Annotated in this window: 20 protein-coding genes; 13 read left to right on the top strand and 7 right to left on the bottom strand. The window is 71.3% G+C overall.

The window, feature by feature from the left end:
- The first annotated feature begins 10 nt into the window (after positions 1-10).
- Complete coding sequence (locus MWU75_RS13040) at positions 11-1,780, top strand: hypothetical protein (RefSeq protein ID WP_247091381.1); 1,770 nt, start codon at positions 11-13, stop codon at positions 1,778-1,780.
- A 70-nt stretch (positions 1,781-1,850) separates the two neighbouring features.
- Here the strand turns inward: MWU75_RS13040 and MWU75_RS13035 are convergent, their stop codons facing one another.
- The gene (locus tag MWU75_RS13035; protein ID WP_247091379.1) at positions 1,851-5,783 is read right to left on the bottom strand and encodes a hypothetical protein; all 3,933 of its coding nucleotides are present in this window, start codon (positions 5,781-5,783) and stop codon (positions 1,851-1,853) included.
- Positions 5,784-6,006: 223 nt separating this feature from the next.
- Between MWU75_RS13035 and MWU75_RS13030 the strand changes: the two genes are divergently transcribed.
- The 4 genes from MWU75_RS13030 to MWU75_RS13015 are packed head-to-tail and all read left to right on the top strand — an operon-like array spanning position 6,007 to position 8,685.
- Positions 6,007-7,566 carry a phage tail sheath subtilisin-like domain-containing protein gene (locus MWU75_RS13030; protein ID WP_247091377.1) on the top strand — a complete coding sequence of 520 codons (1,560 nt, stop codon included), beginning with the start codon at positions 6,007-6,009 and terminating at the stop codon, positions 7,564-7,566.
- A 50-nt stretch (positions 7,567-7,616) separates the two neighbouring features.
- On the top strand, positions 7,617-8,060 hold the full coding sequence (locus MWU75_RS13025; RefSeq protein WP_247091375.1) for a phage tail protein: 444 nt from the start codon (positions 7,617-7,619) through the stop codon (positions 8,058-8,060).
- Positions 8,060-8,530, top strand: coding sequence for a hypothetical protein (locus tag MWU75_RS13020; RefSeq protein WP_247091373.1), 471 nt, complete (start codon positions 8,060-8,062; stop codon positions 8,528-8,530). The genes MWU75_RS13025 and MWU75_RS13020 overlap by 1 nt, the downstream gene beginning before the upstream one ends.
- Positions 8,527-8,685, top strand: coding sequence for a DUF6760 family protein (locus MWU75_RS13015; protein WP_247091371.1), 159 nt, complete (start codon positions 8,527-8,529; stop codon positions 8,683-8,685). Before MWU75_RS13020 ends, MWU75_RS13015 begins: the two co-directional genes overlap by 4 nt.
- A 2,598-nt stretch (positions 8,686-11,283) precedes the next feature.
- Here MWU75_RS13015 and MWU75_RS13010 read toward each other — a convergent pair.
- Entirely contained in the window at positions 11,284-11,421 is a 138-nt protein-coding gene (locus MWU75_RS13010; RefSeq protein ID WP_247091369.1) for a hypothetical protein, read from the bottom strand.
- A 378-nt stretch (positions 11,422-11,799) separates the two neighbouring features.
- Between MWU75_RS13010 and MWU75_RS13005 the strand changes: the two genes are divergently transcribed.
- From MWU75_RS13005 to MWU75_RS12970, 8 genes are all read left to right on the top strand, one after another.
- Positions 11,800-12,183, top strand: coding sequence for a hypothetical protein (locus tag MWU75_RS13005; protein WP_247091367.1), 384 nt, complete (start codon positions 11,800-11,802; stop codon positions 12,181-12,183).
- A gap of 10 nt (positions 12,184-12,193) precedes the next feature.
- A complete protein-coding gene (locus MWU75_RS13000; RefSeq protein ID WP_247091365.1) occupies positions 12,194-12,625 on the top strand; it encodes a phage tail protein in 432 nt (143 codons plus the stop codon).
- Positions 12,626-12,630: 5 nt separating this feature from the next.
- Positions 12,631-13,428, top strand: coding sequence for a peptidase M23 (locus MWU75_RS12995; RefSeq protein ID WP_247091579.1), 798 nt, complete (start codon positions 12,631-12,633; stop codon positions 13,426-13,428).
- A gap of 2 nt (positions 13,429-13,430) precedes the next feature.
- The gene (locus tag MWU75_RS12990) at positions 13,431-15,245 is read left to right on the top strand and encodes a VgrG-related protein (RefSeq protein WP_247091363.1); all 1,815 of its coding nucleotides are present in this window, start codon (positions 13,431-13,433) and stop codon (positions 15,243-15,245) included.
- Between the two features lie 69 nt (positions 15,246-15,314).
- Positions 15,315-15,596, top strand: a complete 282-nt coding sequence (locus MWU75_RS12985) for a PAAR domain-containing protein (protein WP_247091361.1) — start codon at positions 15,315-15,317, stop codon at positions 15,594-15,596.
- Positions 15,597-15,601: 5 nt separating this feature from the next.
- Entirely contained in the window at positions 15,602-16,030 is a 429-nt protein-coding gene (locus MWU75_RS12980) for a GPW/gp25 family protein (RefSeq protein WP_247091359.1), read from the top strand.
- A 16-nt stretch (positions 16,031-16,046) separates the two neighbouring features.
- Positions 16,047-17,996: a putative baseplate assembly protein gene (locus MWU75_RS12975; protein ID WP_247091357.1), complete on the top strand. Its 1,950-nt coding sequence runs from the start codon at positions 16,047-16,049 to the stop codon at positions 17,994-17,996.
- Entirely contained in the window at positions 17,996-18,535 is a 540-nt protein-coding gene (locus MWU75_RS12970) for a phage tail protein (protein WP_247091355.1), read from the top strand. The genes MWU75_RS12975 and MWU75_RS12970 overlap by 1 nt, the downstream gene beginning before the upstream one ends.
- Here MWU75_RS12970 and MWU75_RS12965 read toward each other — a convergent pair.
- The 5 genes from MWU75_RS12965 to MWU75_RS12945 form a co-directional block, all read right to left on the bottom strand.
- A complete protein-coding gene (locus tag MWU75_RS12965) occupies positions 18,492-21,386 on the bottom strand; it encodes a BTAD domain-containing putative transcriptional regulator (protein WP_247091353.1) in 2,895 nt (964 codons plus the stop codon). The genes MWU75_RS12970 and MWU75_RS12965 overlap by 44 nt on opposite strands.
- Complete coding sequence (locus MWU75_RS12960; RefSeq protein ID WP_247091351.1) at positions 21,383-23,413, bottom strand: NlpC/P60 family protein; 2,031 nt, start codon at positions 23,411-23,413, stop codon at positions 21,383-21,385. Before MWU75_RS12960 ends, MWU75_RS12965 begins: the two co-directional genes overlap by 4 nt.
- 141 nt (positions 23,414-23,554) lie before the next feature.
- On the bottom strand, positions 23,555-25,051 hold the full coding sequence (locus tag MWU75_RS12955; RefSeq protein WP_247091349.1) for a hypothetical protein: 1,497 nt from the start codon (positions 25,049-25,051) through the stop codon (positions 23,555-23,557).
- Positions 25,044-25,550 (bottom strand): SigE family RNA polymerase sigma factor, encoded by a 507-nt coding sequence (locus tag MWU75_RS12950; protein ID WP_247091345.1) that lies wholly within the window; start codon positions 25,548-25,550, stop codon positions 25,044-25,046. The genes MWU75_RS12955 and MWU75_RS12950 overlap by 8 nt, the downstream gene beginning before the upstream one ends.
- Before the next feature lie 112 nt (positions 25,551-25,662).
- The gene (locus tag MWU75_RS12945) at positions 25,663-26,775 is read right to left on the bottom strand and encodes a glutamate--cysteine ligase (protein WP_247091343.1); all 1,113 of its coding nucleotides are present in this window, start codon (positions 26,773-26,775) and stop codon (positions 25,663-25,665) included.
- Positions 26,776-26,800 lie beyond the last annotated feature (25 nt).

Genomic DNA, 26,800 nt, shown 5'->3' with positions numbered 1-26,800 from the left:
GAGCTGACCGGTGGCCGAGGAACCGTGCACCGTCTGCGGCGAACGCAACCCGGTCCGCACGCAGTTCTGCAACTTCTGTGGTGCCTACCTCGGCTGGGACGACGAGGACGCACCCACCGCACCGGTCGTGCTCAGCGAGCCCGTCCGGGAGCGGGTGCGGACCGAGCAGGTGCCGGACGAGGGGGAAACCGAGCCCCCTGCGGTGTCATCTTCGCCGTCGGCACCGCCACCGCCACCCGATGCGACGACCCGGATCCAGGTGCCGCAGCACGCCCGGGGGGAGCACCGGGACCATCGGTCTCCTCCCCCGGACGGCCGGGAGGTCACCTCCGACGACATCGACCCGGACAGCGCGCTGCAGGCCGAGATTCTGCAACGCGAGGTCGTGGTCACTCCTGGCGCTGCACCCGGCGCCGTGTCTGTGCGCGTCAGCAACAGCTCGACGATCGTCGAGGCCTATGACGTCTCCGTGGTGCACCCACCGCCCTGGCTGGTGGTGACCCCCGGCCGTCTGCAGTTGCTCCCGGGCACCGACGAGGTCGTCGTTGTGCACCTGTCCATCCGACCGGAAGACCTGGTGCCGGTGCAGCGGGCCCGTCTCCGTCTGCGGGTCCAGGGCGAGTCGGCGGTCCCGCTGCGGCGGGACGCCAGCGTCGACCTGGTCATCGGTGCGGTGGCGGCCCCCCTGGAGCTGCGCCTGGAGCCGAGCACCCTTCGCGGGCGAGACAGCACGACCGCACTCTTCCGCGTCGTCGTGGACAACCGGCGCAGCAACCAGGCGCAGTTCGTGCAGTTCACCGGCCACGACCCCGAGCTGGCAGCGAGGTTCGTCTTCACTCCCCCCGAGCTCGAGGTGCCACCCGGCACCGCCGTCGCGGCCCGCGTGCGGGTCGACGCGGCGCTGCCCGACCCGGGTGAGCAACTCACCCGGACCCTGACAGTGAGCGCCTTCGACGGTCGTCAGGAGCACGAGGTGCGGGGCACCTTCATCCAGGTCGCCACCGCTCCCGTGGAGGACCCGCCGGTCGCACTCCGGCTGGACCCCAGCATCGTCAAGGTGCAGAACGCCTCGGCCGGGCACACCTCAGTGATCCTGGACAACCGGCGGGGCACCCGCCCGCAGCTCGTCTCGCTCACTGCGGACGACGACGAGGGCCTCGTGGAGCTCACGGTCTCCCCCGAGCAGATCGAGGTGCCCGCGGGGCAGTCCGCGATGGCCCGCGTCACCATCCGGGCCGCGCGGCCGGACGGTGGGCAGGAAGTGAGTCGCAGCATCACGGTGACGGCGTGGAACGGCGAGGACGTGTCCGAGACGCGGGGGCAGTTCGTGCAGTCGTCCTCAGACCGACGACCGATGGCCCGTGCCGCCCTGACCACGCTGGGCAGCGCCGCCATCGTGCTGGGGAGCTTCCAACCGTGGACCACCAACCCCCGTGGCACCGGCCACCAGTGGTCGATCACTAACTTCGACAACTTCACCGGGATCGAGGACCAGGAACTGACCGACGCCCTTGACCAGGCCGGCGTCCACGATCTCGTCGACACTCTGGTCAGCGGCGGTTCTATCGCGCTGCTGCTCGGGGCCGTCGCGCTCTTCGGCCTGACCGGCCGGACCGGCCGACTTACCCGGATCGCGGCCCTGCTCTGCCTGCTGTTCGTCGTGGCCTTCCTGGCGGCCCTGAGCGTGCGGGCGGGAGTCGGCGTCAACGGTGGAGCGATCGTGGTGCTGGTCGGGGCTGTGACGGCGTACATAGGCGGATTCCTCGCAAGACGCCCATGATCCCGTGCCCGCCTAGCTCCAGGCCGGGGGAGCGAACCAGGGTGCTGGTGGTCAAAGGGCGCCCCAATACCTACTCCTTGCCGTCGGGACCACTAAATCCGGGGATCTCGACCTCCTTCATGTAATTGGCCTTCTTACCGTCCGGGCCACGTGAACCCTTCCTGGAGTTGCACCCTCCACACAGCACCTGAAGGTTTGTCTCGTCGGTCCAGAAGCGGGAACGTTCCGCCTGGTTCGAACTCCGCCCCGTGGTGTTCCAGTGCAAAGCCACAGAATCACGATGATCAAGCGACGCGGACGCGATGGGCGCCAGGTGGGGTTCGCGCCCATAGCCTGGGCACAAGAACATTCCGGGGGGACTCATGGACGTGACGGCGCTCAACTTCCCCTCAAGGTGCTTCTGGTAGTCGCCCTTGTAGAACATCGCCCGGACCCGGTGATACTGCTCTCGAAGCGTCCGTCCGTCGAGGGTGTATGCCGTCTGCCCAGCACCTCCCTCAGCCTTCACCAGCGCGGGTCCGTTGTTCTTGACATTCTCCAGGAACGTCCCCACCGGGAACGACGGTCGACCTTCCATGGTCTGGCTGGTTCCCCCGATGGTCCGCTGGCGGTCGTAGGTCAGGACGACGAAACCATGGTCCTCGAGCACGCTGGTGACTTGCCCGACACGGTTCGTAGCCTTGACCAGGTAGCGTTCCCCGAGGTGCTTCTTCGCCTCCGCGATGCTGTCCTCACCTATCGCCTTCGTGCCCCTGGTCTCGGACGGGTTCACCGTGCCGGCGACGCTCCATGTCCTCCCGGTGAGAACCGGCTCCAAACTCTTCATGCGGTAGCGGATCCTGATGGCCGAGAGCAACGGCGCGAGCAGGCTCTTGCCCACAGGCTTACGTGCGAAGCGATTGACCGCAGCGACCCCAGCGGCCATCCCTTTGTCCAGACGCTCCCGCTTGTCCTTGGCAACCTCCTCCGGTGTCTTCTCGCGGAACCCGAAGGCACTCTTCGCCCGCCCGAAGGCCCGCTTGGCCCCGGCCTTGGCCCTGCCTCCCAAGGCCTTCAGCCCCCGGATCAACGGCCCGGCCAGCTTCAGCCCCTTGTCGATCACGAAGTCGACGGCCTTGAGGAACGGCTTCTGGAGAGAGTTGACGATCTCTCGGATTTTCTTGCCGATGCCGCCGAGGCCGATGGCGCTGGCCAGGAAGCCGATGATGAGCGGCAACATCTGGCCGAGCACGTTGTTGATCTTGTCCACCACGCCGCTGACGTTGCCGCGGACGATGTCGGCGACCGAGTCGATCACGGTGTTGACGAAACGCCCGATCCGGGCCGCGTTCGCGACGAAGAACATCACGATGTCGTAGATCATCTTGCACGCCTTGATGAAGGCCGCCGCGGGGTTGAGCAGGCCGATCAGCCAGGTGATGCCCGCCTTGATGATCTTGACGACCACGAACTCCTGGACCTGCTCCAGGATCATGTCCTTGATGTTGCCCAGCTTCTCCAGCAGCATCTCCCACAGGCCGCCGAGCCCCTGGCTGGCCAGCACCTGGAAGATCTCCACACCCCGCTCGATCGCGCCCATCGCCCTGGCCCCGACGCGCTTGAGGATCCGGTCCCGGATGGTCCGCCACGTCAGACCGAACAGCGAGGCCAGCAGCTTGACGATGCCCTTGAGGTCGAAGCTCTCTGGCAGCTCGACGCCACCCTCGGCGAGCGCCCCGAACAGCCACCCCATCAGCCCCTTGCGCAGGTGCTCCAGGATGTTGTCCCGGAACTTCAGGATCCCGCCCTTGACCCCGGCGATGAGGTTGCCCAGGAAGCCGATCGGGTCCTTGATGATCTTGCCGACCACGCCCGCCACCCGCGAGAGCACGTTCTCCAGCATCGCCGCGAGCTCGCGGATGGTGTTGATGACGCCCTTGATGGCGCCGATCGCCTTGTCGACCAGGCCCTTGTTGGCCGCCTGCAGCTCCTCGATCCGGGAGTCGAGGGCCTTACGCGACTCGACATACTTGCTGGCCAGCATGTCGACCGCTGCCTCCTGCTTGGCCGTAACCTCCCCCTCCAGCGAGGCGAACCGGTCACCGATCTCCTGGGCCGCCTTCGCGCCGGTCTTGCGCAGGTCCGCGGGCAGGTTCTTCACGTATGCCGTGATCTCAGCTCTCCCCGCCGCGATCCGCTTCTTGGCCCGGGTCAGGTCCCCGCCGACGATGTCGGCGACCCGCGAGATCACCCCGTCCATCTTCTTCAGGTAGAGCTCGCGGCCGGCCTCGTAGAACTCGTTCACCTTCGAGGGCATCCCGAGCAGCTTGTCCTTGGCCCACTTCAGGCCGCCGAGCCACCCGCCGTACCGGTCCCTCTTGTAGGCGGACATCTTGGCGTCCACGTAGGACTCGAACGCCGCGCGGGCCGCGGCCTCCCCGTCGCCGAACGCCTTCTCCACCTTGGGGTCGATGCCGTCCAGGATGGCCTTGACGTCCTGCTCCGCAGCGACGTAGATGGCGTCGATCTTGCCGGCGACCTCGCCCCGCTTGCCCTCGTCCTCCTCCTTCGTCGCGGCCTTGTCCGCCACCAGTCCGGCGATCGCGCCGGCGCGGGTCCCCTGCATCCCGGCCACCGCCTCCGTCACCCCCGCCGTGGCCCCGGCCCGGTCCTGCTCGATGACCTGTTGCTCCTGCTGACGGAACTCCCCGGGTGCGGTGTCGGCGTGCTCGGCGGCCTCCCGCTTGTCCGCCACGGCCTGCTGGAAGTCCGGCTCGTTGGACCGCTCCAGCTGCTCCTCGGTGACGTCGGCCCCCGCCAGCTCGGCCTCCGCCTGGTGCTTGCCGGCCTGCAGGTTGGTCTGCTCCGGCGGCGCCGGCTTGGGCACCGCTCCCCCGGCCGGGACGGACGGGACCTGACCGACGGGCTCCCCACCCATCGGCACGACCTCCTTGGCCACGGCCCTGGACTGGTCCGGCGGCGCCTCGGTCGCGGTCGCGATGTCCTTGGTCTGCTCCCCCTTGCCCTGCGTCACCAGCCCTGCGACGTCGCCCTTGACGTCACCGGCCTTGCCTGACTCCCGGTACTCGTCCGCCTCCTCCAGCGTCTTCGGCGACTTCGCCTCGATGGCCGCCTTCACCGCCGTGATGAACGCCTTCTTGTCGAAGGCCCCCGGCTGCTGGGCATCCATCTCATCGACCTTGGCCGCCTCGGCCTGCGCGGCCAGCCCGCCCGCCGGAGGCATCGCCGCAGCCTGCGCCTCCTTCGCCTTCGCGGCCGCCGGCCCGTGGGCGCGCGCCGTGGCAGCGGCACCGGAGAGCCCGCCCGTCACCGCCGTGAAGGCTGGGTCCTGCCCGGGCAGTATGCCGGGAGGCGGCACCGGCGGCTGCGTCACCTGATCCGGAGCCAGGCCCGCCGCGGGACTGGCGGTCGGCCCGGCGGGAGCACCGGCGCCGCCCTTGGGGACCGGGCCGGGTCCGCCACCGGAGACCTTGCCCTTGGCCTCAGCACCGCCCTTGCCCTTGGCGGCTGCGGCACCGCCCTTGCCCTTGGCTGCCGCGCCGGCACCCTTGGCCGCCTTCCCCAGAGCGGGCACCTTCGGGACGCTCTTGGGCGGCAGCGGGGCCTTCTTGGGAGCCACCGACCCCGGGCCGAACCCGGTCAGCGTGACCGCAAGCGCCGCCGCGGGAGGCGGCGTGCCCTCCAGGTCCACCGGCACTCCGGCCGCCTTGGCCTCCTTGAGCCCGGTCTCGACCACGTCGATCGCTGGATCCTCACGGCGCAGCTGACCCAGGGCTTCTTCCATCCGCTCGGCCGGCGCACCCTCGGCCCGTCCCTTCCCGGTCAGCAGCGCGGAGACGGCGGCATTGCCCGCCCGGCGCTGCAGAGCCAGCAGAGCGGCACCCCCGGAGTGCGTCCCGCCAGACGCACCGTGCGTCGGGCCGTCGGTCCGACGGCGCGCACCCTCCAGCGCCCGGGCAGCCTGTCGCCGGGCGGGGTCGGTCATCTGACGCGCCGCGCCCATTGACCAAGCATGGGCGGCAACCCGCAACGAAACGGGTGGCGGGCATGCAACACCGGGGGCAGGCGGTCGTGCGCGAACGGGCAGCCGAGCCGGGTTCTCCGGACCCACCATCGATCTTCCCGTTGAGGCAGCCGACCCTGCCCCCGGCTTCGTCCACGTGGCCCTATCGCCATGCCGCAGACCACAGCACGCTGGCTAGCAACCATCTGATGAAGGAGGGCCCATGCCTACATACCTCTCCCCAGGCGTTTATGTGGAGGAGGTGCCAGCCGGTTCCAAGCCGCTCGAGGGCGTTGGGACGGCAGTCGCCGCGTTCGTGGGCCTGGCGGCCCAGGGACCGTTCAACGAGCCGACGCTGGTGAGCAACTGGACACAGTTCACCTCGACGTTCGGTGGCTTCATCCCCGGCTCCTACCTGGCCACGTCCGTCCAGGGATACTTCCTCAACGGCGGGGGCAACTGCTACGTCGTGCGGATCGGCCACGAGAACGGCGCCGGAGGGCGCGGCTCCTCCCGGTCCAAGGACGCCCCACCCGAGCTGGCGCCCGGACCCCAGGCGACCCTCGGGCGCATCACCATCCGCGCCCTCGACCCTGCCGCAAAGGATGAGTCGATCGCGGTCGAGGTCTCCGACGCCGGGGGCGAGAGTCCCAGCGACGACATGTTCAAGCTCGTCGTCAAGCGCGACGGCAAGGTCGTCGAGGAGTATGACCGGGCGACCCTGAAGTCCGGCAAGGCCAACGTGGCGACGGTGGTCAACGCCGCGTCCAAGCTCATCACCATCGAGGACGCCGGCAGCGGCTCCCTCGCCCGCCCGGAGTCCGGCGAGACGGCCCTGGCCACACCGCCGCCCCCGGCCGCAGTGCCGGCCAACATCGACGCCGACGACTACGTCGGTGACGTCTCCGAGCGCACCGGCTTCGCCGGTCTGGAGTCGGTCGACGAGATCACCATGCTGTCGGTCCCCGACCTGATGAGCGCCTACCAACAGGGCGCCATCGACCTGGACACGGTGCAGGCCGTCCAGCTGGGCATGATCGCGCACTGCGAGCTGATGGGTGACCGGATGGCCATCCTGGACGCGCCGCCCGGGCTGAACGCCCAGCAGATCAAGGAGTGGCGCGTCGAGGCCGCCGGCTACGACTCGCCCTACGCCACCCTCTACTGGCCGTGGATCAAGTCTCCAGACCCGATCACCGGACAGATGACCTTCATGCCGCCCTCTGGCCACCTGGCCGGCATCTGGGGGCGCAACGACGACACCCGCGGGGTGCACAAGGCGCCGGCCAACGAGGTCGTCCGCGGCGCGGTGAGCCTGGAGACCCAGATCACCCGCAACGAGCACGACCTGCTCAACCCGGTGGGGATCAACTGCATCCGCGCCTTCCCCGGGCAGGGCATCAGGGTCTGGGGCGCCCGCACCCTGTCCTCGGACCCGGAGTGGCGCTACGTGAACATCCGGCGACTGTTCAACTACCTGGAGGAGAGCATCCTCAACGGCACCAACTGGGCCGTCTTCGAGCCGAACGACCAGGCCCTGTGGGCCAAGCTGCGCCGCACCATCAGCGCCTTCCTGGTCAACGAGTGGCGCAAGGGTGCCCTGTTCGGGTCCACTCCCGACGAGGCATTCTTCGTCAAGTGCGACGACGAGACCAACCCGGCCGAGGGCATCGATGCGGGGCAGGTCGTCTGCCTGGTCGGGGTCGCCCCGGTCAAGCCGGCCGAGTTCGTGATCTTCCGGCTCTCCCAGTTCTCCGGTGGCACCAGCCTGGTGTCGGAGTAGCCGGACCCGAGCACCCACCCAGCACCACGACATACGAGAGGTGACACACCATGCCATTGCCAGAGAATGACGCGGGCGTCGGCTACTCCTTCGGCCTGGAGGTCGACGGGATCCAGATCAAGCACATCACCGAGATCAGCGGCCTGAAGATGGAACAGGACGTGGTCGAGCTCAAGCAGAACGACACCAAGGGCAACTACGTCATCAAGAAGATCCCCGGTCGGTGGAAGGCCGGTGAGCTCACCGTGACCCGGCCGCTGAACGCGGACAACAGTTTCAAGGACTGGATCAAGAACTCGCAGCTCGGGAAGATGGCTGACGTGCGCAAGGGCGGTGCCGTCATCCTCTACGACTACGAGAACCAGCCCGTCGCGCGCTACAACTTCACCAACGCGTGGCCCAAGAGCCTGGAGATGAGCACCCTCAAGGCTGGCGACACCTCGGTGCTGACCGAGAAGCTCGTCATGACCTACGAGAAGCTCGAGGCTGAGTGATGCGCCGCTCGGCGGTCCTCCCTGCCCCTGCTGACGAGCGGCCCGACTCCGGGGAGGACATCAGCGCGAGCCGGGAGAGCCGCCGGGCGGAGCGCGAGGAGTTCCGCACCGAGTTCTCCTTCGTGCTCCCGCGGGGCTACGTCGACGGCGAGGGGACGGTCCACCGCGACGGCGTGATGCGGCTGGCCACCGCTCGCGACGAGCTGGTCCCCCTCACGGACGACCGCGTCCGGGAGAACCCTGCCTGGTTGACCGTGGTGCTGCTGGGCCGGGTGGTGACCCGGATCGGGGGCATCGAGAACGTCCACGCCGAGATCATCCAGGAGCTGTTCGCCGCTGACCTGGCGTTCCTGCAGGACCTCTACCGGCGGATCAACCAGGAGGGTCACACCCGTGCCGCGGTGACCTGCCCGTCGTGCAAGGAGTCCTTCGAGGTGGACATCGCCGGTGGTCGCCTGGGGGAATCGTGACGTACGCGCCCGAGCGCCTCTACGAGGAGGTCGCGTACGTCGCCTACCACTTCCACTGGTCGCGCGAGGACATTCTCGACCTCGAGCACGCCGAGCGGGAACGGTTCGTCACCGAGATCGGCAACATCAACCGGCGGATCAGCGAGGGGGGTTGAGCCATGGGCTGGTGGCCCGAGAGGTGGCGGTCCGGCCGGGCGACCCCGGTCGGCTCCTCGGCGAGTCCGGGCGGGTCCTCCACGAGCCCGGTCGCGTCCTCCGCGAGCCCGGCGGATTCCCCACCGGTCGACGGGTCCGACCGAGTCGCTCGATCCACCGACCCGGGCTGGCGGGCCCTGGCGCCGATGCAACGCAGCACCCGGGCCATCGAGCCGATGGCGCCGCTCGACCGGTTCACCGGAGACCTCCGCACCCAGCAGGACCCCCGCTTCCTGGCACCCCTCAGCCACCTGCGCAGCTCCACCGGACCAGCGGGCCAGGTCGAGGGGTTGGTCAGGGCAGGCACCCCGGTGCAACGCTCCGCCACCGCCCCCTTGGTGGTCGGGCCCGATGGGGCGCACCCGCCACGCGCGCAGCCTGCCCACACCGTGCAGCACTTCCCCGGTCCCTGGGGCTCGCCCTCCCCAACCATCACCACTGCCACGGGTACCTCCGCCACGGACGCGCCGGTCCTACCGCCGCTCACACTCGGTCGGCTCACGGCCGCGCCACCGGACTCCGCCCCGCTGCGTCTCGACTTCCCCCCGGTGCAGCCGTTCCCCACCCCGGTCGTCACGTCCACGCTACCCCGGGAGGAAGTCTCCGAGTCCCCCGCCGACGCCGAGCTTCAGGAGGTGTCGGAGCGTCAGGACCTTTCTGACCCTCCGACGGCTCCTTCCGAGCCCGCGACGGCCGAGACCGACAACCCGGTGCCGCCTCCAGCAGCCGAGACCGACAACGCTGGAGCACCTCCAGCGAGCGAGACCAACGACCCGGTGGCACCTCCAGCGACCGAGACCGAAGACCCGGTGGCACCTCCAGCGACCGAGACCCCGTTGCTCGGTGCGCCGCGGCCGGCCGCTGGATCGCCGCTGCCGATCCAGCGCAGCGCTGTGCCGCCGCAGGACCCGGGGACCGGCACCCGGCAATACCGCACCGTGGTCGGCCCGCCGCTCGTGCAGCGTTCCCGCGCTGCCGACCCGATGACCGGTAAGAACGCTCCCGCGGGGTCGCAGCCCTCCGAGGCCCACACCCAGCCGTTCGAGCCACCTTCCCCTGTCGCCCCTGCACCTGCGATCACCTCTGCGCCCGCTGACACCCCGGCCGTGACGGTGAGCCGGGAGACTTCCTCTGCGGTCCAGTCCGCCTCCGGCGCCCAGGACTCGACCGCTCCTCCGCGGGGGGCCAGTGCGCCCGTCCCGTCACCCGCCGACGGCGAGTCGCCACCGCCAGATGCTCCCGACCCGGTCCTGCCCGATGCCGAGGTATCGGCTCGTGAGGTGGGGTCGACGGACGACACCGCGACAAGAGTGCCGGGCGAGCCTGCAGAACCACCCTCACCATCGGGGGTGGACTCACCGTCGGGCGTGGGCTCACCGTCGGGGGCGGACTCACCGTCGGCCGTGGGCTCAGCGTCGGGCGTGGGCCCGCTGGCCGGCGACTCGGAGCCGCTGACCAGCACGGTCGACAGCGACGGCCCACTTCCCGCGCCGCGGGCGGACGGGCCTGAGCTCACCCTCAGCAGGCTGGCCGCCCCATCCGGGCCGACCGAGCGGGCCGGGGCCGCGCCGGAGTCGGGCACGGCCGACGTGCCCGGGCCCGACCCCGACAGCGGCGAAGCCGTCATCACACCCGCGGCGGACTCGATCGGGAGCGACGCCGTGGAGGTCCCCCTGACCGGTGGGGCCGACCCACTGATCCCGCCCGCGGCGCCCCCCGCGGCAACACCAGCAGGTCTGGGCGCCGCCCCTGCCCCAGCCGGTCCCACGCCCCTGCCGGGGCCGGTGCCGACCCCGGGTCCCCCGACGGGCGGATCCAGGCCAGAGGTGGTCGTCAGCCGGCACGCCTCCCCCACCGACCCGTCGGGCGCAAACCCGTCGGCTGACGGCCCGGTGGTCGCGGGCTCGTCGGTCGACTCCAGCCAGGCACCCCTCACCGGGCACACCGAGTCGCTGACGGGGCACTCGGCCCGGCCGACACCCGACCCCGTGGTCAGCCGCCAGACCACCGCGGCCCCAGCTCCTGGTGCCGGCACGAGCCCGGTCGAGAGCCCCCAGTCCCGTGGCCTCGCCGGCGGTGACACCACCTGGCACTCCGCACCTCACACCCCGACCTCCGCCAGGCCGGGGCACTGGGAGCTGCCCGTGCAGCTCGAGCTGCCAGCGCACCGCGAGCCACCAACCCGCCCGGAACCAGTTCTGCATCGGGAACCAGCTGGCCACCCGGCACCAGCTGGGCACCCGGAACCAGCAGTGCGCCCGGAACCACCAGCCCATCCGGAACCAACGATGCACCCGGAGCCACGAGCCCAACTGGATTCGGAGCATCCAGGACCTCCGGCGGACGTCGAGAGCGTCGAGGTGCCCCTGACGGGTGACGCTGATCCGTTGGTGCCGCGGGGAGAACACGTCGCCGGCAGTCTCGGCCTCGACAGTCTCGGTCCTGACAATCACGGTCCCGACAATCACGGTCCCGACAATCACGGCCACGGCGATCACGGCCACGGCGATCTCGGCCACGGTGATCTCGTGCCCGGGACACCGGAGGACCTGATGCCGCTACAGCGGCTTCCGCTCGCCACCCGCCCGGTCGAGGCGCCACTCACCGGTCAGGCGGACCCGCTGAGCCGCCTGCAGACCCTCGGGGCCGACGTGCCGGACGGTGCGTCCCCCGCGCGCACGAACGACGACCGTCATCGTGCGGCCCTACGTGTCGGAGCACCGGTGACGACCTGGCGGGCAGCGGACCCGGTGCAACGGCTCAGCCACGCACCCGACGCCTCCGGTCCGTCGCGCCCGCGGACGCTGGTCCCCCTGAGCCGCATGTTCTCCGGTGCCCCGGACGACCTCACCGTCGCCGCCCCCTCCACCACCACCGACCCGTCCACCACCGGCTCATTCACGACAGGCCCCTTCGCGACAAGCCCTCTCAGGACTGACCCATTCACCGAAGGTCTCAATCCCGCTCACGCCACCCCCAGCGACTCCGCAGCTGCTCCGGGTCGCGGTCCCCGGCTCGGCATCGGTCTACCCCTGTCCGGGCCTACCGGCCAGGTGCCCGGCACCAGACGGACCGTGACCGGCACAGACCGGATGGCGCACCTCCCGCTCCAGCGCACGGCATACGACCACGGCGTTGGACCGACGCCCGCGCCCGACCCGACCCAGGCGGCCAGCCCGCAGGACCCGGGGCCCGCGTCCTCCGGCTTCACCGAGGTCCAGTTGCAGCGCTCGTCCGCGCAGCAGATCCGCGCGGACGACGTCACGGAGTCCTCCGCCACCACGGAGTCGGGAGAGACACCCAGCCGGGCGCCGGCCGACCCCGAGGAGAGCCTGCCGTCCGGCCGGGCCCTGGACGCACTGGTCGAGCGGCTCTACGAGCCGCTGACTGCCCGACTGAAGACCGAGCTGTGGCTGGACCGGGAACGGTCCGGCCTGATGGTCAACCTGCGACGGTGAGGATGAGGACATGACGGAGCAGCTGCTCACGGTGACCACGTGCTGGAGCGTGCAGGTCGGCGGCGACGACCTCGGCGCCTTCATCAGCTGTGACGGGCTGGGCATGGAGCTGGTGATGGAGCAGCGCGAGGAGGGCGGCAACAACGGCTTCGTGTGGCAGCTGCCCACCCGGGTGAAGTACTCCAACATCAAACTGTCCCGGCCGATCTGCCAGGACACCGACAAGGTCGTGAACTGGATCAACAACATCATCCAGAAGACCGAGCCGGTGGGCGCCACGATCCGGGCGCTCACCGCCGAGAGCAAGGTCGTCACCACGTGGACCCTGCAGGGGGTCATCCCGGTCCGGTGGACCGGGCCCAGCCTGTCCGCGGACTCGCCCAAGGCGGCCACCGAGACCATCGAGCTGGCCCACCACGGCTTCACCGTCGGGAGGGCGTGAGCACCATGTCCTCAGCGATGGCACTGGTCGTGTCCGCGGCAGGGAAGGCACCGCTCGTCCCGCCGGTCCCGGCCGACAAGAAGATGGCCACCGGAGAGTCGCGCGCCCAGTTGGAGCGGGCCAAGCTGATCATCTACGAGCTGCAGCCCGCCTCGGACGGGACCACCGCCAAGGTCGGCACAAAGCTGGCCGAGATCACCTTCCAGTTCAACCCCAAGGAACTGACCATCCAGAAGGCCGCCAAGTGGGAGCGCAAGCCGGCCACCGGTGCGGAGAAGGCGGGGCCGCCACAGTTCACCGGCGCCGAGCCGTGCAAGATGACCCTGGAGATGTTCCTGGACGCGACGGCGACCCACGACTCCAGCGTGGTCACCACCGTGGAGACACTGTTCGCCTGCTGCACCCCGACCGAGAAGAGCTCCGGCAAGGAGAAGCCCTCCCCGCCGCTGGTCGCTCTGCACTGGGGCGAGGTCACCAGTTTCGCGGCGTTCATCACCTCGGTGAATGCGAAGTACACCCTGTTCAGCTCCACCGGCACCCCGATCCGGGCCCTCTGCCAGGTCGCCCTGGAGGAGATGCCCGTCGCGAAGTGGCGGCAGAACCCGACGTCCGGGGGGCGGTCGGTCCGGCGCGCCCACCAGCTGGTCGACGGCGACAGCCTCGCGTCGGTGGCCTACGCCGAGTACGGCGACCCCACGATGTGGCGTCCCCTGGCCGCGTTCAACGGCATCGACGACCCCCTGCGGGTGCGCAGCGGAACCCGGCTGCTGCTGCCGACCCCCGCCGAGCTGGGGGTGAGTTGACCATGCCGATCAGCAGCACCTGCCAGATCCAGGTCAACGGTGGGGCCCTGCCCCAGGACATCGCCGGGCTGCTCACCGAGGCCTACGTCGACGACAGCCAGCGGTTGCCCGACATGTTCACCCTCCGGTTCCGCGACGTCGGCCGCACCGTCGTGAAGAAGAGCGGCGCCGCGATCGGCGCCGAGGTCACGATCTCCGTGCAGACCGTGGAGGGCCAGTCCCCGACGCTGCTGATGGTCGGCGAGGTGACCGCGATCGAGGCCGAGTTCGACTCGGCCGGCACGTTCACCGTCATCCGCGGCTACGACCCGGCCCACCGGCTGTTCCACGGCCGGAGCACTGCCGCCTACACCCAGATGACCGCGTCCGACATCGTCGCCACCGTGGTGAATCGCGCCAAGCTCAAGGTCGGGCGGCTCCAGGCCACCAAGACCGTGTACGAGCAGGTCTCCCAGTGCGGGCAGACGGACTGGGAGTTCCTCGAGGCGCTGGCCCGCGAGGAGGGCATGGACCTGTGGGTCCGAGAGGGCAAGGTGCACCTGGGTCTGCCCGAGGAAGCCTCCTCGGCTCCCGCGCCCGGCGGTCCGGGCCGCCGCGTGCCGCTCGCGCTCCGGCTCGGACACGAGCTGCTGCGCGTGCGGACGGTGATCACCTCCGCCCAGCAGGTCAAGGAGGTCGAGGTCCGCGGCTGGGACGTGAAGACCAAGAAGGCCCTGACCGCCACCGAACCCGCGAAGACCGACACCGTGGACCTGCCGGACGTGGACGCCACGAAGCTCGCCGGGATCTTCGGCAACAAGACGTACGTGTCCACCGACGTGCCGTTCGGAGTCCAGGCCGAGGTGGCCGGCGCGGCCAGGTCGCTGGCCAAGGAGGTCGCCGGGAGCTTCGCAGCGGTCGAGGGCGTGGTCCTGGGCAACCCGGAGCTCGCCGCCAACTGCGCCGTCACCCTGGCGGGCCTGGGCGAACCCTTCGACGGCAAGTACACCGTCACCTCCACCCGGCACCGGTTCGACGCCACCTCCGGCTATGTCACGACCTTCACCGTGTCCGGCCGGAACGACCGAACGATGCTCGGGCTCGCAGCCTCCGGCGCGGCTCCCGCCGGCCCGCGCGGTCCGGTCATCGGGCAGGTCACCGATGTCAAGGACCCCGAGAAGATGGGACGGGTCCGGGTCAAGATGCCGTGGTTGGACGAAACCTACGTCTCGCCCTGGGCGCGGACGGTCCACGCCGGGGCCGGCCTGGACCGGGGGTGGCTGGTGATGCCGGAGGTGGGTGACGAGGTCCTCGTCGACTTCGAGCTCGGTGACGTCCGGAGACCGTATGTGCTCGGCGGGCTCTACAACGGCGTGGACAAGCTCCCCGCCAAGGGACCGGAGTTGGTCGACGGCAACAGCGGCGCCGTCAACCGGCGCTCCATGGTGTCGCGGCTGGGCCACCACATCGACCTGCTCGACCAGAAGGGCCAGGCCGACGGGGTCACCATCCAGACCGCGGACGACAAGCTCATGCTCACGCTCGATGCCGCCGGCACCAAGATCACCATGCACAGCGACGGCACCGTGCTGATCGAGGGCAGCCAGGGCATCGTGGTCGACGCGGCCACCAGCAACCTGGACCTCAAGGGCGGCAAGATCACCATCGCCGGTCAGAACGGGGTCGACCTCAGCAGCAGCGGGGGCAGCGTGACGGTCAAGGCCCAGACCCAGCTGAACCTCACCGGGCTCACCGCCAAGCTCGAGGGCAGCACCCAGACCGAGGTCAAGGGAGGTGCCACCTGCGCCATCTCCGGAGCCCTTGTCCGCATCAACTGACCCGACCCACGCACCAGCCCACGAGCACGGAGCACCCGCGCTCACGACATACTGAAGGAGGCGGGAGACGTGCCCGCAGCAGCCCGGGTGGGTGACCCCACGGGGCACCCCGGCGTGATCGGTCCGCCCGGTGTGTCCACCGTCCTGATCGGCGGCCAGCCCGCGGCGACCGTCGGCACCCAGCACATCTGCTCCTTCCCGGGGCCGACCCCGCACCCGCCCACCGTGATCATCCCGCCCGGCTGCCCGACGGTGCTGATCGGCGGCCTGCCGGCGGCCCGCATGGGCGACATGTCCGCGTGCGGAGCGCCCATCGTCATGGGCCTCCCGACGGTGCTGATCGGAGGATGAGCACGATGACTGGTCACCTCGACGGCGGGATCGACTTCGTCGGTGCCGGCTGGGCGTTCCCGCTGGGGGTGGACCCCACCGGCCGGGTGGCGCTGGTCACCCGGGAGCGGGAGATCCAGGAGTCGTTGCGGCTGATCCTGGGCACCGCGCCCGGTGAGCGGCCGATGCGCCCGGAGTTCGGCTGCCGGATCCACGAGCACGTCTTCGGGCCGGCGAACTCCACCACGGCCGGGCGAGTGTCCCAGGACGTGCGGGAGGCGATCGAGCGCTGGGAGCCGCGGGTGGACCTGCTGGACGTCGGCGTCAGCTTCGACGCCCACGCCGAGGGCACCCTGTATGTCGACATCAGCTACACGCTGCGCGGTGACAACGACCCCCGCAACCTGGTCTTCCCGTTCTACGTGATCCCTGACACCCCCGACGTGCCCGAGTAGGAAGAGGTGGTGACCCGTGGCACTCCCAGCCCCTGACCTGGACGACCGTCGCTTCCAGCAGCTGGTCGACGACGCCAAGCGACTGGTCCAGCAGCGCTGCCCCGAGTGGACCGACCACAACGTGTCCGACCCGGGGGTGACCCTCATCGAGGCGTTCGCCCAGATGGTCGACCAGCTGATCTACCGGCTCAACCGGGTGCCGGACCGCAACTATGTGAAGTTCCTGGAGATGATCGGTGTCGAGCTCCGGTCGGCGGCCGCGGCACGGGGTGCGGTGACCTTCTGGCTGTCGGCGCCGCAGCCACAGACGGTGCTGGTGCGGGGCGGATCGCAGGTGGCGACACCACGCACCGACCTGCAGGAGGCGTTGGTCTTCACCACCCTGCAGGACCTGGAGATCCTGCCGTGCTCGTTCGCGCACTCGGCCGTGCGGCCGCTGGACAAGAACCCCTCGGAGACGACTCGCACGCTGGACAGCGACCAGGGCTTCGCCGCCTTCTCCCGCACCCCGGAGGTCGGCGACGAGCTGCTCGTGGGGCTCTCCGACGCGGTGCCCTCGTGCGCCGTCCTGCTGCGGATGGACTGCACCGTGGCCGGTGTCGGGGTCGACCCGCGGCGGCCGCCGTTGGTGTGGGAGGCGTGGCAGGGCAGCGAGTGGGTCCCCTGCCAGGTGGACAGCGACGGCACCGGCGGTCTGAACCGGCCGGGTGACATCGTGCTGCACGTGCCCGACAACCACCAGGCGTCGGTGATCGCCCGGCACCGGGCGGGCTGGCTGCGTTGCCGGCTCGTGGAGGCCGAGCCGGACCAGCCGACCTACACCGCCTCCCCCCGGGTCATGGGCATCGAGGCGATGACCGTGGGCGGCACCACCGGCTTCCTGCACGCCGAGGTCATCGGTCAGGAGGACCTGGGTCGCTCCGACGGCACCCCCGGCCAACGGATGATGCTCAACCGGCGCCCGGTGCTGCCGGCCGACGACCCCGTGGTGCTCGAGGTGATCACCGACTCCGGCGCGGAGCGGTGGGAGCAGGTCGCCCACTTCGCGGCCTCCGAGCCCGACGACCGGCACTTCCGCCTCGACGCGTATGCGGGGGAGATCCAGTTCGGCCCGGCCGTCCGGCAGGCCGACGGCGGGCTGCGCTACTACGGCGCGGTCCCGCCCCGCGGTGCGGCCGTGCGGATCCTGGGCTACCGGTGCGGCGGGGGCCGCCGGGGCAACGTGGCCTCCGGCCAGATCCGGGTGCTGAAGTCGAGCGTGCCCTACGTCGGCCGGGTGGAGAACCGGTCGGCCGCGGTCGGCGGGGCGGACCCGGAGACCCTGGAGGACGCCAAGGTCCGGGGTCCGATGCTGCTTCGCTCACGCGGACGGGCGGTGACGGCCGAGGACTTCGTGGAGCTCACCCTCGAGGTCGCGCCGGATGTCGCACGGGTGGAGTGCGTGACCAGCCACACGCCGGAGGAGGCAGGCGGAGTCCGGCTCCTCATCGTCCCGCATGTCTCCAGCGACCTCGTCGGCCGCGTCGAGCGGGCCGAGCTCGATCCGCCGCAGGCGATGCTCGAGCGCATCAGCGAGAGCCTGGACAAGCGGCGGCTCATCGGGACCCGGATCCTGGTCAGCCCACCGGACTACGTGTGGGTGACCGCGGTCGTCAGCGTGACGGCCCTGCCGCAGCACGACCCGCAGGAGGTGCGTGAGGCCGTCCTGCGAGCGCTTTACCAGCACTTCCATCCACTCCACGGCGGCCCCGCCGGCACCGGTTGGCCATTCGGCCGCCATGTCCAGGCCCACGAGCTGCACGCGACGCTGGCCCACGTCCCCGGGGTGGACATGTCCGAGGAGATCACCGTGTCGTTGTTCCCCGCCGAGCCGGGCACCGGCCGGCGGGACAAGCCGGTGCAGCGGGTCGAGCTCGGCCCCACCTCGCTCGTGTACTCCTACGAGCACCAGGTCCGGGTGCGCTGATGCGCGGCACCGTCCCCGGCCTGGCCACCCCCCACCCCCTGGGCGACACGCTCCCCGGGCTCTATGCCGAGGACCTCTTCGCCCAGGCCCTCTGCGCCGGGCTCGACGAGGTCCTGGCCCCGGTGATCGGCACCCTCGACAACCTGCCTGCCTACCTCGACCTGGCGACGGCACCGGACGACCTGGTGCCCTGGCTGGCCAGGTGGGTCGGCATGGCGCTCCAGGCACAGATGCCGGTCGAGCGCCAGCGCGAGCTGCTCCAGTCCGCGGTGGACCTGCAGGGGTGGCTCGGCACCCCTCTGGGCGTCCAGCTGTCCCTGGAGGCGCTCTTCGGCGCCACCGCCGACATCGAGGAGTCCGGCGGGTCCACCTGGTCCACGGACCCGCATGCGCCGCTGCCGGGCGACCCGGTGCCCTCGGTCACGGTGCGGGTGGGTGCCGCCAGCACCGGGGACCCGCTGGACAGCGAACGGGTCGAGGCCGTCGTCGCGGCGGTCACGCCCGCGCACGTGCTGCGGCAGGTCGAGCTGAGGTCCTAGGAGGCGACATCGCGGTGGGGTCCAGCACCCGCACGTTGACCAGGTCGCGGACCCGGGCGTGCTCGGCGAGCGTCACCTGCGCCGCACTGTGGTCGCCCAGCTGCTGCTGGATGCGGGCCAGCACCAGCCAGGCGGTGTCCCGCAGGGGGTCGAGCTGCACCACGCGACGGGCCTGCCACAACCCGAGATCCGGCCGTCCCTGATCCAGGCAGGCGGCCGCCGACGAGGCCAGGGCGCTCGCCACGCCGTGCCGCAGCCGGTCCCGCTCGTCCACCACCCAGTCGGCCGCCCCGACCTCGGGCAGCAGGTCCCCCTGATACAGCTGCAGGAGCTCGGCCGCGCGGTCGGCCATCGGCACCGGGTCAGCATCACGCGTGGCCCGCACGAGAGCAGCGATGCCCTCCTCGAGCAGGTGCACGTCGAGGCGGGCACCCGGCAGCTCCAGCCGGTAGGCGTCGCCGTGCCGCTGGACGGCCGTCGCCGGCACGCCGTGGTCCTCCAGGAGCCGCCGGATGCTGGACACGGCGACCTGCAGCCGGTGAGTGCCGGTGGCGAGCTGCGCACCGGGCCACAGGCTGTCAATCAGCCGCTCCCGGTGCACGTCGGTGCCGTGTTCCATGGCCAGCAGCATCAGCACCAGGCGGGCCCGGGGCCGCAGCGGCTGCAGATCGATGTCGGTGCCGTGGTGCAGCCGGAAGCCGCCCAGGCACTTCACCCACTGCTGCCCGGACCGCATCGTCCCGGTCGCCACGGGGTGGGCGGTGTTGCGGTGCACGGCGACCCGGCACATGGCCAGGAGTGCGGTGACGTCCTCGAGCCCCACCTGCCGCGCCAGCCCGGTCACCGTGCGGTCGAGCGGCAGCGCGGGCGCGTCCTCGGCCGCCGCCGTCACCGCGAGGGTGAGCGCCCGCACCCACAGCTCAAGCACCGGCGCATCGAGGGCCACGGCGGTCGCCGCCGCATGGTCCAGGTGGAGGCGAGCCTCGGCATGCTCCCCCTGCCGGGCCAGCGCCACGCTGGTGAGGGCCCGGACCAGCAGCTCGCCCCAGGCATCGCCGTCCCGCTGGCAGGCGCTGATGGCGCTGCGGCAGGCGTCGATCCGCCAGGACTGTCCAGCAGTCTCCAGCACCAGGCACGCCTGCAGCCCCTGCGCCACCCGCGCCAGCCACGGATACCCCTCGACATCGGCGGCCAGGCTGAGGTTCTCCAGGGTCGCGCAGCACTGCCCCCGCTGCAGGGGGGTGCCCACCTCCAGCAGGGTGCCGAGCATCCCAGCGGCCAGCCTGGGCCAGGTCCCCTCCATGAAGGTCGGATAGACGCGATCGAGCTCGAGCCGGGCCTCGACCAGCCGACCGGCCAGCAGGTGCCCGACGGTCGAGACCAGGCCCCACTCGCGGTCCTCATCGACCGGGAGACCGGCAGGTTGCAGGGTGCGGGTCAGGGCGCGCACCGCACCCAACGGCGTGCTCGCGACGTCCACCGTCGTGGCACGGTTGCCCAGCCACGCTGAGGCCTTGAGCCGTTCGTGCGCGCAGTAGTCGGCCAGATCGGGGTCGTCGGCCGCGGCCTCGACCAGGCGGAGGGAGAGCAGCGCGTCGTCGATCGACCCCTGCCGCAGCAGCCGGCGGATGCGGGCCACGGCCAGCCAGGGGTCGTTCTGCTCCGCGGGGCGCAGGTCACCCGTGCTCAAGGCCCCGACGTCCGGGTCCGCAACGCCGACGCGCTCGCGGACCAGCCGCGCGGCCGCGCCCCAGTCACCGGCCCGCTTGTAGGCGCGGAGTGCCTCGCTGTGGTGGCCAGCCCTCTCCAGCAGCCGTGCGGCACCCGCGTGCAGCGCGGTCACCTCCGTGACCGGCAGCTCGTCCTCAAGGACCACCTCGAGGTGGTCCCGGAGCACCTGGTGGTAGCGGTAGGTCAGGCCCTCGTCGGGGCTCGTCGTGAACATCTGGTCGGACTCCAGGCCACGCAACACCAACCCGCTGTCGGCCCGGTCGAGGAGCGCGTCGCACAGCGCGCCGTCCAGGATGCCCAGCGGGGAGGTCCGGAGCAGGAACTGGCGGCGCTCGGTCGTGAGTCCGTCGAGCACCGTCCGGGTCAGGTAGGACCGGATCAGTCGTGACCGGCCGTTCAGACGGACCACCTCGGCCTCCCGCTCGACGTGGGTCAGGCTCCGGACGGAGAGGTGGAAGAGCTGGAGGGCCGCCGCGAGACCACCGACGCGGCGGCACAACAGGGCCGCGGTCTCGGGGCTGAGCGGCTCGCCGTAGACGTTGCGGAACAGGTCCTCGACCTCCCAGGAACGGAACCGCAGGTCGTCCCCCGACAGCTCGACCAGGTCGCCGGAGGCCAGCATGCGGGTCGTGTTGAACGACGGCGGTCGACGCGCCCCGAGGAGCACCCGCACGGACCCGGGACGCAGCAGCAGGAAGCGCTCGAGGGCGTCCTCGGCCGCCGTGCCGGCGATCTCGTGCACGTCGTCGATCACCAGCAGCTGTCCGCCGGTGGCCGGCCCGTCGCCCAGGGCCGCGAGCAGTGCGTCGATGCCCGCGTCCGGTGGGAGAGGAGGTGCGTCCTCGCCCAGGAGGGCGCGCGTCAGGTAGCGGACGAGCGCGGACTCCGCGTGGTCCTCGACCGCCGCGGTGTACCACGCGGCGGCTCCGGAGGTTGCCGCCACCCTGCCGAGCAGGGTGGTCTTGCCCGCACCCGGCGGCGCGACGACCAGCGCCGTCCCGGTGGCGTCAGGACCAAGGAGGACGTCCTCCAGCCTGGCCCGGGCCAGGCCGACGGGCTTGGGGGGCTGGGTCTTGAACGGCACGGTCACCGCGTCCGCCCCCACGGACGCCGGCATCATGGTGACCAGTCCGGATCGCTGACCTCGGCGGTCTGCTCAAACCCGTCGGTGAGCCCGTCACCGTCCGAGTCGGCGAGCAGTGGGTTGCTGCCCGTCGCCACCTCCCAGGCGTCGGAGAGCCCGTCTCCGTCGGTGTCCGCCGAGGTGGGGTCCAGTCCGGTGCGGATCTCGAAGGTGTCGGAGAGCCCGTCGCCGTCGCTGTCGACGAAGCCGTCCCGGATGTTCTCGGCGAACTCGCCCCGGCCCACGACACCGGCGATCCCCGGCAGCGTGCCCGGGTCGGTCCCGTCCATCAGCTCCTGGGCGTCCGAGACACCGTCGCCGTCGGTGTCGGCGCTGAGCGGGTCGGTCTTGGAGACCATCGCCTCGTAGCCGTCGCTGAGGCCGTCGCCGTCGGTGTCGGCCGACATCGGGTCGGTGCCGGCGAGCGCCTCGAACGCGTCGGTCAGGCCGTCCCCGTCCGAGTCCCGTGACTGGTCGGGCGGGAGCCCGGCGTCGATGAGGTCGTATCCCGCCCCGGCCGGCTCCACCGGCTGCGCGACGGGTGGGAGGAAGGCCCCGGCGGCGGGCAGGGCCGCCGTGTCGCTGAGCCCGGGGACGATCCCGGCGTGGGTGAACCGGTCACCGGCATCCATGACGGCCACGCCCGTGCCCGGGGTCGTCTCCACGGTGCGCCCGTCGCCCAGGCTGATCGCCACGTGGGCGCCGGGTGGCCGGGGTCCGCCGGTCGGCTCGTAGGGGAAGTAGAACAACAGGGCACCCTTGGTGTGCAGCGCCTCCTCCACCGAGATCGTTGCGGACTGGGACTTGAGGTCGAGGTACTGCCCCTGCGAGGTGCGGGGGATCTCGACACCCACCTGCTCGGCGGCCCACTGGGTGAGCTTGGAGCAGTCGAACTGCTCGGGGTCGGGCCCTTCAGCGTCAGTCCCGAAGACGTAGGGGTCGCCGAACTGGTCCAGTGCGGCATCCACGAAGCCGTCGACGGCGGTGGAGGGGGCCGCCCAGGTCGTGCCGCCGTTGGTCGCCGCCAGGGTCGAGGCGCCGGTGTCGCCTCCGGCGGGGTGGTAGGTCACCCGGACCACGTCCGGCCCGCCACCCGAGAACTGGGTGGGGGGCGCGGGCAGGACGACCCCACCCGGCGGCATACCGGGAGTCGGCATGCCAGGCGTCGGCATACCGGGCGTCGACATACCGGGCAGTTGCCCGACGGGCACCTCCGGAGCGTGGACGCCCTCGCCGGCGTCCTGCTGCAGGGGGTCGGTGCCGTACCGGAGCTCGGCCGCGTCGGTGAGGCCGTCGGCATCGGTGTCCGAGCGGGTCGGGTCGGTGCCCTGCAGGTACTCATAGGCGTCCGAGAGCCCGTCCCCGTCGGTGTCGACCGAGGTCGGGTCGCTGCCGAGCACCCCGACCTCGATCGCGTCGCTCAGCCCGTCCCCGTCGGTGTCCGCGACGGTCGGGTCGGAGCCGGCCGCCACCTCGAGCGCGTCGATGAGGCCGTCGCCGTCGGTGTCGGTCTGCCGGGCGCCCGTCATCCAGGCCGTCGTCGCGTCCTGCTGGACGTGCTGCGCTGCTGTGGTCCGCTGGGCGAAGAACCCCGGAGCCACCTCCGGCTCGGGCCACGGACCGGTGGGGGCCGGAGCGTTATAGCCCGACACCCCGGACCAATTGCCCGGCACCCCCACGGCCGCCTCGACGTCATCCAGGTAGGTCCGGTAGTCGTGCGCGGTCCCCCGGTTGCTGTCGTGCGTCGTGGTCCACGGCCGCATGTCGATCCCGCCACGAGAGATCTCGTAGGCGGCCTGCGCGTTGACCCGCGGGTCCGCGAGGTTGCCCCACTCGTTGGTGCGGACGCCCGGGTCGATATTGACCTGCCACAGCCCCCGGGAGTCCTCGCCCTGGTCGTTGACCGCGTCGACCCGGCCGCCGGACTCGGCCAGCGCAATCGCCGTCCACGTCGCGGCCTGGCTCGGAGTGAATCCGGCATCCAGGGCCACCTGGAAGATTTGTTCAATTGAATACGTCGCCATGGCATGTCCCTTGCCGTCCGCGCACTCATTGCTTACCCACCATCCTAGGGTGGTCGGGGTGTCGACGGCTAGGGCCATTCGTATAATGCCGCGCGCTGGGGTCCTCCCGGGGCGTGCACGCCGGGGTGGTTCACCCGCGTTCTACGGCGTCAGGGCGCTGAGGTGCACCCCCTCCTCAAGGTCGTGCGGGGCGACCGTGTCACCCCCGGCGACACCGACGGCCTGCACCGTCTCGCCCTCGGCGAGCACGCCCTCGTCGAGGGCGAGGGCGACGAACGGGGTGCCGTCGAAGAGTTGCCCGGCGTAGGCACCCTCAGGTGAGACCCAGCCGTCGGGGTCGCCGGTCACCTGCACCTGCACGTCGTCGAGATCGGCGGGCTCCCAGCCCGGCACCACCAGCAGCCGGCCGCCCGCGACGGCGGTGAGGACGGCACCGCCCTCCTCGAGCGCGTCGTTGGGCAGGACGGTGGAGCGTCCGGGTGCGACGAAGAGCTGCAGTCCGTCCGGGGTGCCGCTGAGCTGGACGCTCACGTCACCCACCTCCAGGGTGCGCGCACCGGACTCCATGAAGGACTGGAGGTTGTAGGTCTGGTCTCCCACGGCATACTCGATCTGCGGCACGGACCCAGTCAGCGTGGGGTCACTGGCCAGCACCACGGTGTGGGACCCGATCCTTCCCTGGACCACCTCGGTCGTGGCGGAGTCGCTCGGGGTCAGGGTGGCCCCCGGGGGCAGGACCGCGATCGTGGTGGGCACGACGTCGGCGGGCTCCGGGGCGGGACCACCGTTCGGGGGAGGGACGACCGGGCCCGACAGCCACCCGGTCGTGCCGGCGCCGGACACCAGGTCGCCGATGTGCACGTTGCCGTCGATGGTGGTGGCTCGGGCACTGGTGCCCCAGACGCCCCGCGCCTCGTCGATCATGACGACAGCGCGCGTGTCCCCCGCGGTGAGCACGGTGCTCTCCACGGGTGCGCCGCTGGCCGCGTGTCCCGCGTCCTCGCTGAACCAGTAGAGCTCCTGGAGTCCTGGGTCGGCACTCTCGACGAACTCGGTGCTGGCATACCAGAGTCGCGCGCCGTCGACCATGAAGTCACCACCCTGGCCCCACTCCGACCCGGGGTTCCACAGGGGCCGCTCACCGGTGCTGCCGGCCGGTGAGGCCCAGACTGCGACGACCAGGGTGCCCGACCGGTAGACCAGCACGTCCCCCGGTCCGTCCTCCGCCTGGATCGGGTCCAGCTGCACACCGTCCTTGGTGACGACCAGATCGGGACGGGCATCGCCCTCGCCGCTGCGCAGCTCCCCCTGCCAGTGGGTCCGGCCGACCTCGCTGGGGTGCGGCTGGTTGTCCAGCACCTCGACGGAGAGTCCCTGCGCCCAGTCGACCGCGGCAGGGACCATCGGGGCGTCGGTGGTGAACGGGTCCAGCACGCCGCCCAGACCCACGGCCCCGGCCAGAGCCAGCGCTCCGACGCCCCCCGCGAGCGCCCGGCGGCGGCGCACCTTCTGGCGCCCCGCGGCCAGGACCGCACCTGGATCGAGGGACATCTGCGGTGACAGCTGGTCAGCCCGTTCGAGCAGGTCCACGGGCGCCCACTGCTCCGGCTCAGCGGAGTTGTCGAGTTGGTCAGACATGGCTTGGTTCCCCTTCGGTGAGGGCGGCGCGCAGTGCGGCCAGCCCGCGGGACGTTGAGCTCTTGACCGTGCCGGTCGAGACGCCGAGCGTGGCCGCGGCGTCCTTCTCGGACACGTCGAGGTAGTGCCGCAGCACCACGCACTGACGCTCGCGGCGCGGGAGCCCCTGCAGGGCGCTGGCCAGGTCGAGGGCCAGGTCCACGCGATGCTCCGGCCCGGGGGCGGCGCGCAGCGCCGACTCCGGGACGCTGTCGGTGAGTGTCTCCCGGCGACCCTTGCGCCATCGGTCGGTGTGGAGGTTGACCAGGACCCGCCGGGCGTAGGCCGTCGGGTTGTCTCCCCGGGTCCGCCGCCAGTTGGCATAGACCCGGGCCAGGGCCTCCTGCACGAGCTCCTCGGCGACGTGCGGGTCGCCGCTGAGCATCCACGCCGAGGTGAGCAGGCGGGGGGAGACGCCACGGACGAAGTCCGTGAACTCCTCCTCGTGCGCCTTCTTCATCTCACCTCGGTCCTCATGGGTCCGTCCCGGACGGCCGGACCCATCCTCTCAACGGGACGGGGTGGCGAAAGGTTGAGTGGGCTCTCGGCGCTCGCCCACGTCAGCTGACGGGCTACTCCTGGCCGGCGGTGACCCGCACCGCCTGCGCCACGACGTCGACCAGCTGCCCGGTGCGCTCCAGCGTGAGGCGCTGCAGGTCGGCACCGGTCCCGTCCTGGCGGATCACCCCCAGCGCCGACTCGACCCGCGGCAGGTCGCCCGCGGACTCCAGGGCGGGTCGCACCCAGACGAGGAGGTCGTCCACCACCTCCCACGCCGGGCGGGGGCGCGAGGTCAGGGGATCCAGCAGGTCCTCCTTCAGCCCGTGACGGCTGGCCTGGAAGCTCGCCAGGCGGATCAAGGTCGAGGGCACCTGCGGGGCGGGCGTGCCGGCGGCCCACTTGGCGGCGGCCGTCTCGACCAGCGCGCGCGAGAGCGCGGCGATCAGCACGGTGTCCTCCACCCGTGTGCAGACGTCGGCGGTGCGCAGCTCCACGGTCGGGTAGTGGTGCGAGAGGCGCGCGTCGGAGTAGATCATGCCCTTGTCCAGGAGCACCCCGGTGGCCGTCATGTCCTGCACCAGGGCGTGGTAGACCTCCGGCGACCCGAAGAGATCGGTGGGCCCGCTGGACGGCCAGCGGGTCATCATCTGGTTGCGCCAGCTCTGGAAGCCGGCGTCCTCGCCGTGGGCGAAGGGCGAGTTGGCGCTGAGGGCCAGCAGCACCGGGAGCCAGACCCGCACCCGGTCCACCACGCCGACACCCTCCTCGTCGGAGTCGATGGCGACGTGCACGTGCAACCCGCAGCTGAGGTGCTGCCGGGCGAGGAGCTGATAGTGCTCCCGGATCCAGGCATAGCGTTCCCCGGCGGCGGGGGACGGCCCGGACGGGAGCGGGGAGGTGGCGATGGCCGCGACGCGGCAGTGCGCGGCCCGCGCCGCCTCGGCGGCCTCGCCCCGCCAGTAGCGCACCTGCTCCTCCAGCTCGGCCAGGTCCCGCGAGGGTGCCGTCTGGGTCTCCACCTGCTCCCGCTGCAGCTCACCCTCCAGCGCGCCCTCGACCACCGCGGGCGCCATCCCCGGGTCCTGCAGGGCCGAGCGCAGCACCAGCTGCCCCTGCACCGACTGGGCACGCCCGTCCTGCATGTCCACGAGGAGCATCTCCTCCTCCACTCCGACCGTCCTCATCGCCTCAGTCTCAGGCACCGGCGAG

Origin of the sequence: Ornithinimicrobium sp. F0845, from assembly GCF_023015765.1 — a bacterium.
Classification (GTDB): Bacteria; Actinomycetota; Actinomycetes; order Actinomycetales; family Dermatophilaceae; genus Ornithinicoccus.
Note: the sequence above shows the minus strand (reverse complement) of the source record. Positions and strands in the feature narration are given on the sequence as shown.

What these genes read in the sequence shown, in the direction of transcription:
- MWU75_RS12945 (WP_247091343.1), bottom strand. Translation starts at nt 26,775, where the DNA reads ATGAGGACGGTCGGAGTGGAGGAGGAGATGCTCCTCGTGGACATGCAG.
- MWU75_RS12970 (WP_247091355.1), top strand. Translation starts at nt 17,996, where the DNA reads ATGCGCGGCACCGTCCCCGGCCTGGCCACCCCCCACCCCCTGGGCGAC.
- MWU75_RS12980 (WP_247091359.1), top strand. Translation starts at nt 15,602, where the DNA reads ATGACTGGTCACCTCGACGGCGGGATCGACTTCGTCGGTGCCGGCTGG.
- MWU75_RS13025 (WP_247091375.1), top strand. Translation starts at nt 7,617, where the DNA reads ATGCCATTGCCAGAGAATGACGCGGGCGTCGGCTACTCCTTCGGCCTG.
- MWU75_RS13030 (WP_247091377.1), top strand. Translation starts at nt 6,007, where the DNA reads ATGCCTACATACCTCTCCCCAGGCGTTTATGTGGAGGAGGTGCCAGCC.
- MWU75_RS13020 (WP_247091373.1), top strand. Translation starts at nt 8,060, where the DNA reads ATGCGCCGCTCGGCGGTCCTCCCTGCCCCTGCTGACGAGCGGCCCGAC.
- MWU75_RS12990 (WP_247091363.1), top strand. Translation starts at nt 13,431, where the DNA reads ATGCCGATCAGCAGCACCTGCCAGATCCAGGTCAACGGTGGGGCCCTG.
- MWU75_RS13035 (WP_247091379.1), bottom strand. Translation starts at nt 5,783, where the DNA reads ATGGGCGCGGCGCGTCAGATGACCGACCCCGCCCGGCGACAGGCTGCC.
- MWU75_RS13000 (WP_247091365.1), top strand. Translation starts at nt 12,194, where the DNA reads ATGACGGAGCAGCTGCTCACGGTGACCACGTGCTGGAGCGTGCAGGTC.
- MWU75_RS12960 (WP_247091351.1), bottom strand. Translation starts at nt 23,413, where the DNA reads ATGGCGACGTATTCAATTGAACAAATCTTCCAGGTGGCCCTGGATGCC.
- MWU75_RS12950 (WP_247091345.1), bottom strand. Translation starts at nt 25,550, where the DNA reads ATGAAGAAGGCGCACGAGGAGGAGTTCACGGACTTCGTCCGTGGCGTC.
- MWU75_RS12995 (WP_247091579.1), top strand. Translation starts at nt 12,631, where the DNA reads ATGTCCTCAGCGATGGCACTGGTCGTGTCCGCGGCAGGGAAGGCACCG.
- MWU75_RS12955 (WP_247091349.1), bottom strand. Translation starts at nt 25,051, where the DNA reads ATGTCTGACCAACTCGACAACTCCGCTGAGCCGGAGCAGTGGGCGCCC.
- MWU75_RS13010 (WP_247091369.1), bottom strand. Translation starts at nt 11,421, where the DNA reads ATGACGGTCGTCGTTCGTGCGCGCGGGGGACGCACCGTCCGGCACGTC.
- MWU75_RS12965 (WP_247091353.1), bottom strand. Translation starts at nt 21,386, where the DNA reads ATGATGCCGGCGTCCGTGGGGGCGGACGCGGTGACCGTGCCGTTCAAG.